The organism is Achromobacter denitrificans NBRC 15125 (assembly GCF_001571365.1).
Classification (GTDB): domain Bacteria; phylum Pseudomonadota; class Gammaproteobacteria; order Burkholderiales; family Burkholderiaceae_B; genus Achromobacter; species Achromobacter denitrificans.
On record NZ_BCTQ01000017.1, the window covers coordinates 71,040 to 85,552 of the forward strand.

A 14,513-nucleotide genomic window follows, 5' to 3' on the forward strand; every position below is an offset into this window, starting at 1 on the left:
CTGCCATGGCGCTGGACTATCACCGCTTGAAGTCCCATGCGTTCGAAACCGGGCGCCAGGCCTACGGCGAGGATGACTGCATCCTCTATGCCCTGGGCGTGGGCGCCGGCCTGGCGGACGACGCGGACGTCGGCGACGAAACGCAATTCATCTACGAGCAGGGCCTGCGCGCCCTGCCCGCCATGGCCGCCGTGCTGGCCTATCCCGGCTTCTGGATGCGCGATCCGCGCCATGGGCTGGACTGGCGCCAGGTAGTGCACGGCGAGCAGCGCATGCGCTTCGTCCGACCGCTGCCGACGCAAGGCGAAGTGCGCTGCCGCATGGAAGTCAGCCACGTCGCCGACAAGCGCCCCGGCGCCTTCGTCGTGACGCGGCGCACGCTGAGCGACGCGGCGACGGGGCGGGAACTCGCCGTCATCGAGCAACTGAACATCTGCCGCGGCGACGGCGGCTACTCGGGCGGCGACGCCGCCTTGAACGACGCCCTGCCGGCGCCCATACCCGCGCCGCCCGAAGGCCCCGCGGACAGCGTCGTCCTCCTGCCCACCAGCCGCAACCAGGCCGCGCTGTACCGCCTGAACGCCGACCGCAATCCGCTGCACGTGGATCCGGCCAGCGCCCGGCGAGCCGGCTATGCGCGGCCCATCCTGCACGGCGCGGCCCTGCTGGGCATGGTGAACCGCGCCCTCGAACCCGCGCTGCGGCGGTTGCCCGGACGGCGGCTGGCGGGGCTGGACCTGCGCTTCCTGGCGCCGGTCTATCCCGGCCTGCCGGTCGCGGTCTCCTTGTGGCGCGAACCGGAAGGCGTCGCGCTGGCGTGCCACCAGGAAGACGCCCTGTGCGCCCAGGGCCGCGCGGCCTGGACAACGGAGGAGACGCAATGAAAGACAAGACTTGCCTCGACGCGCGGGACGCCCTGCGCGACGTGGAATCCGGCGCCGCCATTTTCGTGGGCGGCTTCGGCGGCTCGGGCATTCCCGCCCGCCTGCTGGCGGCCTTGCTGGCCAAGCCCGGCGTGCGCGACCTGACCCTGATCAACAACAACGCCGGCGCCGGCGAAACGAGTTTCCTGGCGCTGGTCGCCGCGGGCCGCGTCAGCCGCATCGTCTGCTCCTATCCCCGCATGCCCGGCAACGAAGTGATCCGGGACCGCGTGCGGGCAGGCAGCCTGGTGGTGGAGGTGATGCCCCAGGGCACGCTGGTCGAACGCATCCGGGCCGGCGGCGCCGGCATGGGGCCGTTCTTCTCGCCCACCGGCTACGGCACGCCCCTGGCCGAAGGCAAGGAAACCCGCGTGTACGGCGGCCGCGGCTACGTGCTCGAAACGCCGCTGCGCGCGGACTTCGCCTTCGTGCGCGCGCATCGCGCCGACCGACTGGGCAACCTGGTGTACCGGCGCGCCCAGCGCAATTTCGGGCCGGTGATGTGCACGGCGGCCCGGACCACCATCGCGGAGGTCGACGAGATTCTGCCTTGCGGCGCGCTCGATCCCGATCACATCGTCACGCCCAGCCTGTTCGTGCACCGGCTGTTGGGGAGCCCTCAATGCAAAGACTGACACGCGAGCACCTGGCCGCGCTGGTGGCCGCCGACCTGCCCGCCGGCGCCGTGGTCAACCTGGGGATCGGCATGCCGACCCTGGTCACCGACCGCCTGGACCCCGCGCGCGGCGTCCAGCTGCACAGCGAAAACGGCATCCTGGGCATGCGCCTGCTGCAAGCCCACGAGACTGCGGACGGCGATCTCATCAATGCCAGCAAGCAATCCATCGCGCTCACCGAAGGCGCGGCCATTTTCGATCACGTCTATTCGTTTTCGATCATGCGCGGCGGCCACATCGACATCACCGTGCTGGGCGCTTTCGAAGTGTCCTGCGACGGGGACCTGGCCAACTGGTCGCTGGGCGAGGACGATCCCATGCCCTCGGTCGGCGGCGCCATGGACCTGGCCGTGGGCGCGCGCGGCGTCTGGGTCATGATGGAGGCGCTCACGCGGGAGGGCCGCCCCCGCCTGCGCAGCCGCTGCACGCTGCCGCTCACCGGCGCCGGCGTGGTCGGCCGCGTGTATGCCGACATCGGCATCTTCGAGGTGCGCGGATCGGCCTTCGTGCCCATCGCCCTGGTCGCGGGCCTGCCGCCCGCCGAACTGGGCCGCTGGATCGACGCGCCGCTGCGCTTCGACGGCGAGCCCCGCGTCCTGCACGTTCCCCCTCTTTGAACCCGCCATCGCCATGATACGCACCGAACATTTTCTCGAAGACGCCGAAGCCTGGCTGCGGACCGCGCTTGCGCAGTTGCGCGAGCGCTACCCCGAGACCGCCTCGCACACGCCGGAATGCCGCCAGGCCTGGAACCGCATGCTGTGCGAGGCCGATCTCATCGCCCTCACCTGGCCGCGCGAATACGGCGGCCGCGAACTGGCCACGGCCACGCTGATCGCCTTCCATGAACTCTGCGCGCGCCTGCACGCGCCGCAGCCCATCAACAGCATCGCGCACGCGATCCTCGCGCCCACGCTGCTGCGCTTCGGCACGCCCGAACAGAAGTCCCTGTTCCTGCCCGGCATCCGGGACGGCAGCGAGATATGGTGCCAGGGCTACTCGGAACCCCAGACCGGCTCCGACCTGTCGTCGGTGCGCATGCGGGCCCGGCCCGAGGCCGCCGGCTGGCGGGTCGACGGCCGCAAGATCTGGACCACCCAGGCGCACCTGGCGCGATGGTGCTTCGGGCTGATCCGCACCGATCCGGACAGCCGCGCCCACCGCGGGCTGAGCTTCATGCTCATCGACATGCGCGCCGCGGGCGTGCGGGTCGAGCCGATACGCCAGATGACCGGCGAAGCCGACTACAACGAAGTGCTGTTCGAAGCGGTGGCGGTGCCCGAAGGCCGCATCCTGGGTGAGCCCGGCGACGGCTGGCGCATCGCGATGGCGGCGGCCGAGTACGAGCGGGGCATCTACTTCATGCCCCGCGTGGTCCAGCTGGAAGACGAGCTGGCCGAACTGGAAGCGGCCTTGGAGCGGGCGCCGCTGGCGGCGGACGAACGCGCCGTGCATATCCGACGCGTCCAGGGCCTGGCCGATGCCTGCCAGGTCATCCGCTGGCGCGTGGACCGCGTGCTGAGCCAGGTGGCCGCGGGAGAAACCCCCGGCATCGATGGCGCCATGCTCAAGCTGATGTGGAGCGAAACCCGCCAGCAGGTGTGGGAACAGCGCGTGGAGCTGCTGGGCGAGGCGGCCCTGGTGGGCCCGCAGGCCGCCGCGCCGTATGCGGGGCCCGCCAGCGTGCTGCGCGAGTTCCTGTGGTCCCGGGCCGAGACCATCGTGGCCGGCACCTCGGAAATCCAACGCAATATCGTGGGCGAGCGCCTGCTCGGCCTGCCCAAGGACAGGGGACAACATGCATAGCGAAATCAGGACCTTGCTGTCCTCGACCTTCGGCCGCCTGCTCGAAGAGCAGCATCCGGCCGCGTACGCGCGCCGCGCGCTGCCGGCGCATCACGAGGCCCAGCGCGCCCTGTGGAAGGAACTGGTGGACGGCGGCTGGCTGGAAGCGGGTTCCGACGCGTTCCAGGAAGAGTACGGCCCCGGCATGCTGCCCATGGGCGAATGGGCCGGGCGCGCGCTGCTCACCCTGCCCTATGCCGGCTCGGCCTTCCTGGCCCGCGTGCTGCAAGAGCAGGCGCCCGGCGCCGGCGACGTGGTGCTGGACCTGGCCGCGCATCCCGCCGGCATCCGCTGCGACCGCGCCGACGACGACGCCGGCTGGATCGACGACCACGGCCCGTCCGCCCAGTACCTGCGCCTGAGCCGGCAGGACGGCGGCTGGACGCTAGCGCGCCATGACCCGGCGCTGCTGGAGCCGGTGCAGAGCCTGGATCCGACCGTGGCGTTGGCCCGCCTGCGCGGGCCGGCCCAGGCGCAGGTGGGACTGCGCGACGAACAGGTCCGGCCCGCGCTGTACTGCCACCATGCTTTCTTGCTGGCGCAACTGACCGGCGCGGCCGCCGCGGCGCTGGACCTGGCGATCGCCCATGCCAAGGAACGCGAACAGTTCGGACGCCCGATCGGGCAGTTCCAGGCGATCAAGCATCCGCTGGTCGACGCCTGGATCGGGTTGGACAACAGCCGCTACGCCATTGAGGCGATGCTGCGGGCGCGCACCGAGCCCGATGCCGCGTTGGCGGCCCTGGCCACACGGGTGGCGGCGGCCTCGGCGCGACGCGCCGTCAAGCTGTCCATCCAGGTTCATGGCGGCATCGGCTTTTCCTGGGAGCACGACGCCCAGCTCTACCTGAAGCGCGCCTACCGGCTGGCCGTCGAGGCCGAACGCGCGGCGGCGCTCTAGCGCGCGCCCCGCGGCCCCGGCGCGATGCGCCGCGGGCCGCGCGTTCTCTTCAATTGGCCTGGATCTTCGCGTTCTTGATAATGGCCGTCCAGCGCGCCGTTTCCTCGTTCGACAGCTTCTCCAGATCGGCGCTGCTGCCCGGAAACGGCACCGCGCCCTGCTCCGCCAGCTGCGCGGTCAGCGAGTCGTCGCGGGCGATGCCGACGACCGTGTCCTGCAGCTTGCGGATGATCTCGGCGGATGTGCCGGCCGGCGCCATGACGCCGTACCAGGATTCGACCACCGCGTCCTGGACGCCCGCTTCCGCCAGCGTCGGCACGTCGGGCAGGGCCGGGCTGCGTTTCTCGCTGGCCACCGCCAGCACGCGGACCTGGCCCGTCTTGGCGTAGGCCAGCACGTTGGGCAGGTTGGCGAACAGCACCTGCACCTGCCCCGACAGCAGGTCCGCCGTGGCCGGCCCCGCGCCGCGGTACGGCACGTGCTCGAACCGCGCGCCCGAGCGGTACATGAACAGCTCGCCCGTCATATGGTTGACCGAGCCGATGCCGGCCGAGGCCATATTCAGCTTGCCGGGGTTTTCCTTCGCGTAGGCCACCAGCTCCGCCACGGTCTTGGCCGGCGTGCCGGGCGAGACCGCCAGCACGTTCGGCACGGTGGAAAACAAGGCCACCGGCGCGAAGTCGCGCGCCGCGTCGTACGGCGGATTGCGGGTCAGCAGCGGCTGGATCGACTGCTGCCCCATGGTCGCGAGCAGGAGCGTATAGCCGTCGGCCGGCGCCTTGGCGACGAAGTTGGCACCGATGCTGCCGCCTCCGCCCGGCTTGTTCTCGACGATGACGGGCTGGCCCAGTTTTTCGGACATATGGTTGGCCAGCAGCCGCCCCATCAGGTTCACGGTGCCGCCCGGCGCGAACGGCACGACCAGCGTGACGGGCCTGGAAGGATAGGCCTGCGCCTGGACCTGGGCGCTCAGGCAGAGCCCCGCCGCGGCCGCCAGGCCCGCGATCATTTTCAGCATCATCGAATTCCCCTTGTTGGTTTGGCTTGATCAGGCGCCCTGGACGGCGGGCAGCCCGGTTTCGGTTGAAATCAGCGCGCCGATGCGCCGTTGCAGCAATGCCTGGGCTTCGCGGGTCCGATGTCCGGCCGCTTCGATCACGCCCCGCCGCTTGCGCAGCGCCTCGCGCTGTTCGCCGATGCGCGCGCGGACCAGGGAGGGCGCCGGCCCGCCCAGCGACCGGCGCGCGGCGACGTTGCGCGCCGGATCGAGGCAGGCGTCGATGGCTTCCCGCGCCAGCGGAACCGCGCGCCCCACCTCCTGGAGCGCCGCGGCGTCGATCATGGCCGGGGTGATCTCACGGGCCGGCTTTCCGGCATCGATCGCTTCCCGGACGACGGCGCCGATGATGTGATGGGCGTCGCGAAACGATACGCCGCCGTCTCGCACCAGCAGGTCCGCCAGGTCGGTGACGGTGGAGAAATCCTCGGCCGCGCGCGCGGCCATGCGCGCTGGCGCGGGCTCGACCTGCTCCACCAGCAGCTTCATCAGCGCCAGGGACTTGAGCGCCTCGTCGCAGGCCTCCCAGCACGTGCGCGTGCTTTCGCGGCTGCTGTCGCCGGAGTGCGTGAAATGCGTGGACTTCACCGTGGCCAGGGCCGCCGACGCCAAGCCGATCAGATGGCCCGTCTTGCCGCGCAGGTACTCCAGCACCGCCGGATTCTTCTTCTGCGGCATGATGCTGGAGGTGCTGGCGATGCTGTCCGGGAAGGACAGGTAGCCGAACTCCGGCGTGGACCAGATGTAGAAGTCCTGCACCATGCGGCTGCAGGTGATCATCATGATCGAGAGCGCCGCGCTCAGTTCCAGCGCGAAGTCGCGCGACGCGACGCCGTCCAGCGCGTTCGCCAGCGGCTGGCTGAAGCCCAGCATCGCGCTGGTCGCGGCGCGGTCGATGGGAAAAGAGGTGCCCGCCAGCGCGCAGGCGCCCAGCGGCGAGGCGTCCGCCGTATCGAGCGCATGCAGGATGCGGTCCACGTCGCGAGACCAGGCGTCGGCCAGCGCCGACAGGTAATAGCCATAAGTGATGGGCTGCGCGGCCTGCATGTGCGTGTAGCCCGGCATCACGCAGTCGGCGAACCTCTCGGCCTGCGCCAGGGCCGCCTCCGCGACGCCGATCAGGGCCGCGCCGATGCGCATCCCGAAATCGCGGGCGCGGATGCGGTCGATGGTGGCGCCGATGTCGTTGCGGCTGCGGGCCGTGTGCAGGCGGCCGCCCAGCTCCTGCCCCACCAGCTTGATGAGGTGCGCTTCGTAATTGAAGTAGGCCTCTTCCCGCGCGGGGTCGAGTTCCACCGCGTCCGGGCCTTCGGCCTGCATCCTCAGCAGCGCGGCGGCCAGGCTGGCCGACGCGTCCCGGTCCAGGATGCCTTGCTCGTGCAGCATCGAGAGATGGGCCAGGTTGATCTGGGTCAGCATCTCGAAGTTGGCGTGGAACTCGCGGTTCAGGCGCGGAAGGAAAAGGTACTGGAGCACCTCGGGCGCGAGGGGCTGCTTCAAGCGGCTGCTGACTTTGGATGGCATGGCGGGTCTGCGTGTGGCTGGGAAAGCCACAGTCTCCGTCCGCGCCAATCCATACGTCAAATCAAATACTTACGGCTATTCATACAAAAATGATATGCTCCACCCCAGACCTCCCGAGACCCGCATGAACTTCAAGCAAGTCGAGGCGTTCCGCGCCGTCATGATGACGCGCTCCATGACCACGGCGGCGGGGCTGCTGCATACCTCGCAGCCGAACGTCAGCCGATGGATCGCGCTGCTGGAAAAAACACTGGGCTTCGTGCTGTTCCAGCGCGTCGGCACGCGGCTACTGCCCACGCCCGAGGCCGAGGCGTTCTACGCCGACGTGGAACGCGCCTTCATCGGCCTGGAATCGCTGAACGACAGCGCCAGTTCGATCCGGCGCCGCGGCACCGGCATGCTCCGGATCGGCGCGGTGGGCTCGATCACGCAATGCGTGCTGCCGGACGCCATCCACCTGTTCCGCGAGCAGGTGTCCGACATGCCCGTGGTGGTCCATACCGGGGGTTCCGAAGTCGTCGCCAAGTGGATGGCCACCGGATTCTGCGACATCGGCTTCTGCTCCATCCAGACCGACGTGCCCGGGCTGCGCTACGACCGGATCAACACCGCCTACGGCACCGGGATCGTGCCCGCCTCGCACCGGCTGGCCGCGAAAGCGAAACTGGAACCCGCCGATTTCAACGACGAGAACTTCATCTCCCTGCCGGCCGGCAGCTTCAACCGCGCGGCGATCGACCGCCATTTCCCGGACGACGCCCGCATCGTCTCGATCGAAACGCCTTACGCCACGACCATCTGCTCCATGGTCGCCAAGGGGCTGGGCGTCTCCATCGTCAATCCGGTGGTGTCGCGGGCGCTGCGCCTGCCCGACCTGCGCGAAATCCCGTTCTCCCGGAAGATCGATTTCCACAGCTATGCCGTGAGCTCGGATCACTTTCCGATGGGCGCGCTGGCCAGGCGTATGGCGCAATGCGTGCAACAAACCTTCGCCGCGCTTGAAACGGCGCCGCCCTCGAACCGCGCCTGATGCCCGTCGACCGCCCTTCCCCGCCGCCCGACCGCCTGATTGCCTATTACCGGAACGGCGAGGCCATGCGCAGCCGCGGCGTGGGCGGCATGGTGCTGACCGGCACGCTCGACCTGCCCGCGCCGAACGCCCGCGTGCTGGCCGACTGGAATAGGGAAATCTCCACGCGCCTGCGCCTGGAACCCGGCGACGTCGAACAGATGCCCCTGGCGCGGACGCAGGCGCGCTGGCCGGAGTACCCGGCCTGCCCGCGGGCGATGCGCGCCTGGACCGGCGCGCTCGGCCTGGACGAGGAAACGCTGGCCGACGCCGACATCGCGCTCATGGCCTGCCGCGGCGCGCGCTACCACCACGACGCCGCGCAATACGGCGGCGCCGCGTTCTGCAATCTGTTCCTGAGCGAGGACAAGGGGCTGGACGTGCTGTTTCCCGGCACCGGCCAGCGCATCGCGCTGACGCGCGGCACGGCGATGATCTTCGATACCGCGCAGCCCCACGGCGTGGTGCCGCGCGGCCGGAGCGACTTCCGCGAGGCCGACTTCCCGTCCGGGCGGGATCTTGCGCAGCTGTTCCTGACCTGGGAGCTGCCCATCGAAGCCGACAGCGTCGCGCGGCTGCTCGGCATCGCCTTCGACGTCGACGCGGCGGCCGCGTCGCGGCTGGACGAGGAACAGGTGCGCGAAAATGGCCTGCGTGTTGCCGTCGATCCGGAATCGGGACGCTGGCAGGCAACCTGAAGGCGGCAAAAACGGCCCTCGCGGGGCCGGCGGATCACGAGCCCGGCAGGGCCGCTCCCATGGCGGCGAAGAGCCCGCCGCACACTTTGTTGAAGCGCCGGCCGGCGCGTTCGAGCCAGGGGCGCACGCGGTGCGCCAGGCGCGCCAGCACGTACTCGACCAGGAACTCGATGACGGCGAACGTCGCCGCCATGATCGCGAACTGCGTCAGCAGGCTGCGCGCCGGATCGATGAACTGCGGCAGGAAGGCGCCGTAGAACAGCAGCGCCTTGGGATTGGAGATGGCCGACAGGAAACCCTGGCTGAACATCCGCATGCCGCGCATCGCCGGCATGTCCGGCGCCGGGCGCAATTGCACGCCGGGCGAGCGCCACAGCTGGATGCCGAGCCAGATCAGATAGGCCCCGCCCGCCCATTTCAGCACGATCAGCGCGGGCCCCCAGGCCTTGAGCAGGGCGCTGATGCCCAACATGGAAAGCGCGATCAGCGCGACGAATCCGACCGCGCCCCCGGCGATGGTGCACAAGGCCTTGCGATGGCCGTGCAGCGCGCCGTGCGTGAGCGCGAGCAGCGTATTGGGGCCGGGGGTCACGGACAGGCCGATGACCGCGACCAGGTAGATGAGCCAGCTATGCAGCGCCATGGCGATAGGCCGGAGAGAAGTGGGGAGAGCGGCCAGTCTAGCGCCGGGCGCGGGGCGGGCGCAAATGCGCCGGCCCCGGGGGCCGGCGAGGCGCCGCCCCGAGCGGGATCAGCGGCGGAAGCCGCCGCCCCGGAACCCGCCGAATCCGCCGCCCCAGCCGCGGCCGCCCATGCCCCGGTCGCGCCAGCCGCCGCCCTCCGCGCCGCCCATGCGGTTCTGCCAGCCGCCGCCCTGGAAATCGGCGCCGCGCTGGGTCGAATAATCGCGCGCCTGGCGCTGCTGGTTCAGATAGTCCGAGCCGCCCGACTGCGCGCCGGGCTGCACCGGCTGCCAGCCCGAGGACGTGTGCTGCTGCCAGCCGTTGTCGTTGTGCTCGTAGACGTTGCCGTTGTGATCGGCGTAGACGTTGCCGTTGTTCCAGGCCATGCCGCTGTCGGTGTTGCGGTTGTACGTCGCGCCGCGCCGATTCACGTTGTCCACGCCCTCGCCGGCCGTGCCGGTGGCCGTGGCGGAGGAAATCGTGCTGCGGCCCGTCTGGGTATTGGTGCGCACGTCCTGCCGGCCCGCCGCCCATTGCCCATCGTCGTTGGAGACCACGCCCGCCCTGCCCGCGCCCGACGCGCCCGTGACCGGATTGGTGTAGGCGCCGCGCCGGCCGGCCGCGGCGTTGCCGGTGTACTCGTTGTAGGCCGCGCCGCGCGAGCCCTCGAACGCGGCGCCGGTCTGCGGGTTGTAGCCTTCGGCATGGGTGCCCTGCCATTGCGTGCCGGTCCAGCCGTTCCAGCCGGCCGCGTGCGTGACCACGCCGGAGCCGCCCCAGGCGCCATAGACGTCGACCTGGTTCACGTTCACGCCGCGCCAGTACGGCGCGCAGCAATACGGCCCCCAGTAAGGCGCCGCGCCGCCCCAGACCTCCGCCGCGGCGAACCCGAAGGCGAAGCCGGCGGCCGTATCGAAAGCCGCGTCGTAGCCGTAGCTGGGCGGATAGCCGACCCAGGTGTCCTGCACGATCACCGGCGGATAGGCGTAGCCCGTGCCGTAGACCACGGTGCCGTCCGGCGCCACCACCACGCCCATGTAGCCGGGCGTATAGCCGAACACCACGCTCTGCGGCGTCGATCCGTAGACCTGCACGTAGGTCACGTAGTGCAGCGGCGAGTTGGCGGGGATGGCGTAGATCGTCGGCGGCACGTGGTCGGCCACGCGCCACGGGCCGAAGGCCGAATCCGACACGAACCACACCGCGTGCGACAAGGCGTAGTAGCGGCCTTCGGCCTGGATGACGGGCACCTGCGAGTTGGCGGCGTAGTACAGGGCCGTGCCGGCGATGGGGCGCAGCGTCGGCGAGCCGCCCGCGTACTCCACCTTCAGCGTCGCCGTCTCGCGCGACACCGTCGCGGTCTGCGGAATGGTCGACGCGATCACCGCCTCTTTCGCCTGCGGCGTGCCCGGCACCGACGCCAGCACTCCCGACTGCGGATCGCGCGCCGGTACGCGCGCGAAGTCCCGCGGCAGGCTCTTGCCCGGCACGTAGGACCAGGGCCCGTCGAGCTGGGCGGCGCGGAACCAGCGGCCGGACACCAGCAGGTAGTAGCGGTTGTCGGCGGGATTCATGAACAGGGCGTGATCGGCGTTCGTCACCGAGAGCAGCGAGGTTTCCGGCACCGGCCGCAACTCGGGCTGCCCGACCGTCACCAGCAGTTCGGCCGGAACGGTGGACACCGCGACCGCCGGCGCGCGCTGCGGCGCCTTGCCGTCATGGGGCAGCAAGGGATCGAACGCCGTCTTGCGATGCGCCGCCTCCGCGGCCGCCAGCAAGTCGGCCGAGGGCTGCGCGACGGCCTTCCACGGGCCGTCGACGCCGGCCGCCTCGTACCAATGCCCCGCGGCCTGCAGGAAGTGACGGTTGGCGCCGTCGACCAGCATCAGCGCGCGGGTGTTGACCACCCGGCGCCAGCCGGACGTATCGGGCACGGCGGCCCAGGCGGGCGCGCCGTCCACCAGCACCAGCACGGTCGGGACGGTGCGATAGACGATGCGCGGCGGCGCGTTGTCCACGGCCACCGGCTTCATGGCCGGATTGTCTTGCGACAACGTGTAGCTCAGTTGCAGCGCGTCGAGCCGCGTGACCACGCCCGAGGCGGGCAGCCTGGCCTCCAGCTCGCTGCGCAGGCGCGCGGCCTCCTGCGGCGCCGTCGGCACTTGCACGCGCTCGACGCGGATGTCCGACAGGCGCACCAGCCCCGCCGGCTTGTTGACATCGGCGCGGGCGGAAAACTCGGCGACGCCGTAGGTCGGATTCCCCTTGGCCTGGCCCACCGCCACCGCCATGCGGCCGGCGATGCGATCCGCCGTCCAGCTATCGATCTGCGGCTGGTACAGCTCGATCCGGGTGCCGTCGGGCGCGTTGAAACTGCGCGGCCATTGCAGCGAGCGCACGGCATCGGCTTGCTCGCCAGCGGCCTGCGCCGCGGGCTGGCCGGCCGGCTGGGCCGGTTCCTGCCCCTGCGCTTGCGCCGTCGCGGCCAGCGCCACGCTCGCTCCGGCCGCCACGCCGGCCAGGGCGCGGCTCAGGCGCAAGCGGCGCCTGAGCCGGCCCGCGGGAACCGCCAGGGCCAGGGGCCGGGAGTGCGGACGCCACCATCGGAACAAGCCTTCCACCATGTGAAGCTCCTTTCAAGGGTTGGGCAGCCCGCGCAGCGGGCGGCGCGCTCGCCACCCGGACGTGTTCCGCGTCGGCGTCGCTTCGGTTTATACGCCAGCTCCGTCGCCGATTCAATCGCGCAAACACGGGGCCGGGCGCGCCGGAATGCGCTATAACAGCCTCACACCAGGACAGCTTCCTTTCCTGCAAGGAGCAGACCATGGCCCCCGCCCATTCCTCTCCCGGCGTCTATATCCAGGAAGTCCCGGCAGGCGCGCGCGCCATCGCGGGCGCCTCGACGTCGGTCACGGCCTTCCTCGGGACGTCGCCCCGGGGCCCCGTCGGCCAGCCCATGCGCATCCTCGGCCCGGCCGGCTACGAAGCGGCTTTCGGGGGCCCCGACGACGATACCCGGCTCGGCTGCGCCGTGCGCCTGTTCTTCCTGAACGGCGGCATCGAAGCCTGGGTGCTGCGGGTGGAGGACGAGTCCGCGCCCACGCAGCGCCCCGCCCTCGACATGCTGCGGGACGTGGACTTCAACCTGCTGTGCCTGCCAGGCATCACGCGCCCGGACGTGCTGGCCGAAGCGGCGGCCTGCTGCGAAGCCCGGCACGCCTTCCTGATCGCCGACGCGCCCGCCAGCGCCATGGACGCGGTTTCGATGGCCCAGGCGGCCGCCGAGGGCGCGCTGCCCGCGTCCAGCCATGCCGCGGTGTACTTCCCCTGGATCTACGTGTCCGATCCGCGAGCGGCCGGCGCTCGCCGGCTGGCGCCGCCCTGCGGCGCGATCGCCGGCCTGTATGCCCGCAGCGACGCCGAGCGCGGCGTCTGGACGGCGCCCGCCGGCACCGGGGCACGCCTGGCCGGCGTCGAATCCCTGGCCGCCCCCGTCACCGATGGCGACAACAGGACCCTGAATCCGCTGGGCGTGAATTGCCTGCGCGTCTTCCCCGGCCATGGCCCGGTCTGCTGGGGCGCCCGCACCCTGCGGGGCGCGGACGGCCTGGCCTCGGAATACAAGTACGTGCCCGTGCGCCGCCTCGCGCTGTACCTGGAAAGATCGCTGCGCGACGGCACGCAATGGGCCGCGTTCGAACCCAACGACGAACCGCTGTGGGCGCAGGTGCGCCTGAGCGCCGGCGATTTCATGCACGCGCTGTTCCGCCAGGGCGCCTTCCAGGGCAGCGCGCCGCGCGACGCCTACTTCGTCAAATGCGACCGCGAGACCACCACGCGGAACGACATCGACAACGGCAGTTTCAATATCGTGGCGGGGTTCGCCGCGCTGAAGCCCGCCGAGTTCGTCATCATCCGCATCCGGCAATCGGCCGGCCCGATTTCGGCCTGACCCGGGCGCGGCAACAGGAGGCCGCCATGGCGCAATCCACCGTCAATCCGCAGCGCTTCGACCCCTACAAAAACTACCGATTCCGCGCGAAATGGGAACGCCGCGAGACGGCCGCGGCGCAGGGGCCCGCCCATGCGCCGGCGCTGAAAGAGCCGGCGCCGCCCTCCCACCTCGATCTGTCGGGCGTGGTCGACAAATACATCGACGAAACCGAAGAGAGCCTGCGCCGCCTGTTCGACGCCGCCGACCATGGCGGCGCGCCGCTGCGATTCGACGAAGCCGACGCGCTCTTCGGCAAGCGGCGCAGTCCCGGCGGCAAGCCCTGAGCGCCGCGCCACGCTGCGCGCAGCCGATGTCGACATTCCAGCATAAAATGCGGAAACTCCCGGCCCCGCCCACCCCGCGCGGGCGCCTGAATTCCCGGAAGCCCCGCCCCACAAGATGCCTCAGCCGCTGCAAAACCCGAATCTCCTCAAGACCCTGCCGCTGCAGATCGCGGACCTGCTCGCCGACCAGATCGCCGACGGCCAGTGGGCGCCGGGCGACCGGCTGCGGGAGACGGAGCTGGCCTCGACCTACGGCGTCAGCCGCGCGACCGTGCGCGAGGCCCTGCGCCTGCTGGAGATCCGCGGCCTGACCACCATCCGCCCGCAGCGCGGCGCCTGTGTCACGCTGTTGTCCGCCAAGGAAATCCTGGACCTGTACGCGGTGCGCGCCGCCATGGTGTCGACCGCGTCGCGCCTGGCCGCCGAGCGCTGCACCCCGGCCCAGGCCGACATCCTCAAAGGCCGGCTGCGCCTGCTTGCCGACAACATCGGCGATGCCGCCGAATACACCCGGCACAGCCGCGAGATGGTCGAGTACATCGCCAGCCTGGCCGACAACGCCATCCTGGCCAGCTACGCCAGCGACATCGCCAAGCAGATCGGCCGCTACGTCCGCATCAGCCTGGCCACCCCGGAGCGGCGCGAGCGCTCCCTGCGCGCCTGGGAAGAAACGATCCAGGCCATCACCGCGCACGAGCCCGAACGCGCCGCCGCCTGCCACTACCGGCTGGCCGTGCAGAACCGCGACGCCGTGCTGGAAGAACTTTCGCGCAACGGCCAGGCCTGAACCCCCTTGTCGTCGCTGGACTTATCCATTAAAGTAAAAATGTCGACATTTAGAATGATGACATCCAACAA

14 protein-coding genes are annotated in these 14,513 nt (G+C 70.7%); 10 read left to right on the plus strand and 4 right to left on the minus strand.

Annotation, left to right across the window (positions count from 1 at the left end; genetic code table 11):
• The first annotated feature begins 5 nt into the window (after window positions 1-5).
• The 5 genes from ADE01S_RS15785 to ADE01S_RS15805 are packed head-to-tail and all read left to right on the plus strand — an operon-like array spanning window position 6 to window position 4,346.
• Entirely contained in the window at window positions 6-884 is an 879-nt protein-coding gene (locus ADE01S_RS15785) for a MaoC/PaaZ C-terminal domain-containing protein (protein WP_062682671.1), read from the plus strand.
• Entirely contained in the window at window positions 881-1,558 is a 678-nt protein-coding gene (locus tag ADE01S_RS15790; protein WP_062682672.1) for a 3-oxoacid CoA-transferase subunit A, read from the plus strand. Before ADE01S_RS15785 ends, ADE01S_RS15790 begins: the two co-directional genes overlap by 4 nt.
• Window positions 1,546-2,217 carry a CoA-transferase gene (locus ADE01S_RS15795; RefSeq protein ID WP_062682673.1) on the plus strand — a complete coding sequence of 224 codons (672 nt, stop codon included), beginning with the start codon at window positions 1,546-1,548 and terminating at the stop codon, window positions 2,215-2,217. The genes ADE01S_RS15790 and ADE01S_RS15795 overlap by 13 nt, the downstream gene beginning before the upstream one ends.
• A 13-nt stretch (window positions 2,218-2,230) precedes the next feature.
• On the plus strand, window positions 2,231-3,406 hold the full coding sequence (locus ADE01S_RS15800; protein ID WP_062682674.1) for an acyl-CoA dehydrogenase family protein: 1,176 nt from the start codon (window positions 2,231-2,233) through the stop codon (window positions 3,404-3,406).
• Window positions 3,399-4,346 (plus strand): acyl-CoA dehydrogenase family protein, encoded by a 948-nt coding sequence (locus ADE01S_RS15805; RefSeq protein ID WP_062682675.1) that lies wholly within the window; start codon window positions 3,399-3,401, stop codon window positions 4,344-4,346. Before ADE01S_RS15800 ends, ADE01S_RS15805 begins: the two co-directional genes overlap by 8 nt.
• Before the next feature lie 49 nt (window positions 4,347-4,395).
• On the opposite strand, the gene ADE01S_RS15810 is transcribed toward ADE01S_RS15805, so the two are convergent.
• Window positions 4,396-5,364 carry a Bug family tripartite tricarboxylate transporter substrate binding protein gene (locus ADE01S_RS15810; protein WP_062682730.1) on the minus strand — a complete coding sequence of 323 codons (969 nt, stop codon included), beginning with the start codon at window positions 5,362-5,364 and terminating at the stop codon, window positions 4,396-4,398.
• Between the two features lie 30 nt (window positions 5,365-5,394).
• Complete coding sequence (gene argH / locus ADE01S_RS15815; RefSeq protein ID WP_062682676.1) at window positions 5,395-6,927, minus strand: argininosuccinate lyase; 1,533 nt, start codon at window positions 6,925-6,927, stop codon at window positions 5,395-5,397.
• A 124-nt stretch (window positions 6,928-7,051) separates the two neighbouring features.
• Here argH and ADE01S_RS15820 point away from each other — a divergent pair, with 124 nt between their 5' ends.
• Both ADE01S_RS15820 and ADE01S_RS15825 read left to right on the plus strand, forming a co-directional pair.
• The gene (locus tag ADE01S_RS15820) at window positions 7,052-7,957 is read left to right on the plus strand and encodes a LysR substrate-binding domain-containing protein (protein ID WP_062682677.1); all 906 of its coding nucleotides are present in this window, start codon (window positions 7,052-7,054) and stop codon (window positions 7,955-7,957) included.
• On the plus strand, window positions 7,957-8,694 hold the full coding sequence (locus ADE01S_RS15825; RefSeq protein WP_062682678.1) for a hypothetical protein: 738 nt from the start codon (window positions 7,957-7,959) through the stop codon (window positions 8,692-8,694). Before ADE01S_RS15820 ends, ADE01S_RS15825 begins: the two co-directional genes overlap by 1 nt.
• A 34-nt stretch (window positions 8,695-8,728) precedes the next feature.
• Here the strand turns inward: ADE01S_RS15825 and ADE01S_RS15830 are convergent, their stop codons facing one another.
• A complete protein-coding gene (locus ADE01S_RS15830) occupies window positions 8,729-9,337 on the minus strand; it encodes a LysE family translocator (protein WP_062682679.1) in 609 nt (202 codons plus the stop codon).
• Between the two features lie 108 nt (window positions 9,338-9,445).
• Window positions 9,446-12,001, minus strand: coding sequence for a carbohydrate-binding family V/XII (locus ADE01S_RS15835; protein ID WP_242663372.1), 2,556 nt, complete (start codon window positions 11,999-12,001; stop codon window positions 9,446-9,448).
• A gap of 200 nt (window positions 12,002-12,201) precedes the next feature.
• On the opposite strand from ADE01S_RS15835, the gene ADE01S_RS15840 reads away from it, so the two are divergent.
• From ADE01S_RS15840 to ADE01S_RS15850, 3 genes are all read left to right on the plus strand, one after another.
• The gene (locus tag ADE01S_RS15840) at window positions 12,202-13,329 is read left to right on the plus strand and encodes a phage tail sheath family protein (protein WP_062682680.1); all 1,128 of its coding nucleotides are present in this window, start codon (window positions 12,202-12,204) and stop codon (window positions 13,327-13,329) included.
• Window positions 13,330-13,355: 26 nt separating this feature from the next.
• Window positions 13,356-13,655 carry an AAA family ATPase gene (locus ADE01S_RS32110; protein ID WP_062682681.1) on the plus strand — a complete coding sequence of 100 codons (300 nt, stop codon included), beginning with the start codon at window positions 13,356-13,358 and terminating at the stop codon, window positions 13,653-13,655.
• A gap of 115 nt (window positions 13,656-13,770) precedes the next feature.
• Window positions 13,771-14,442, plus strand: coding sequence for a GntR family transcriptional regulator (locus ADE01S_RS15850; RefSeq protein ID WP_062682682.1), 672 nt, complete (start codon window positions 13,771-13,773; stop codon window positions 14,440-14,442).
• Window positions 14,443-14,513 lie beyond the last annotated feature (71 nt).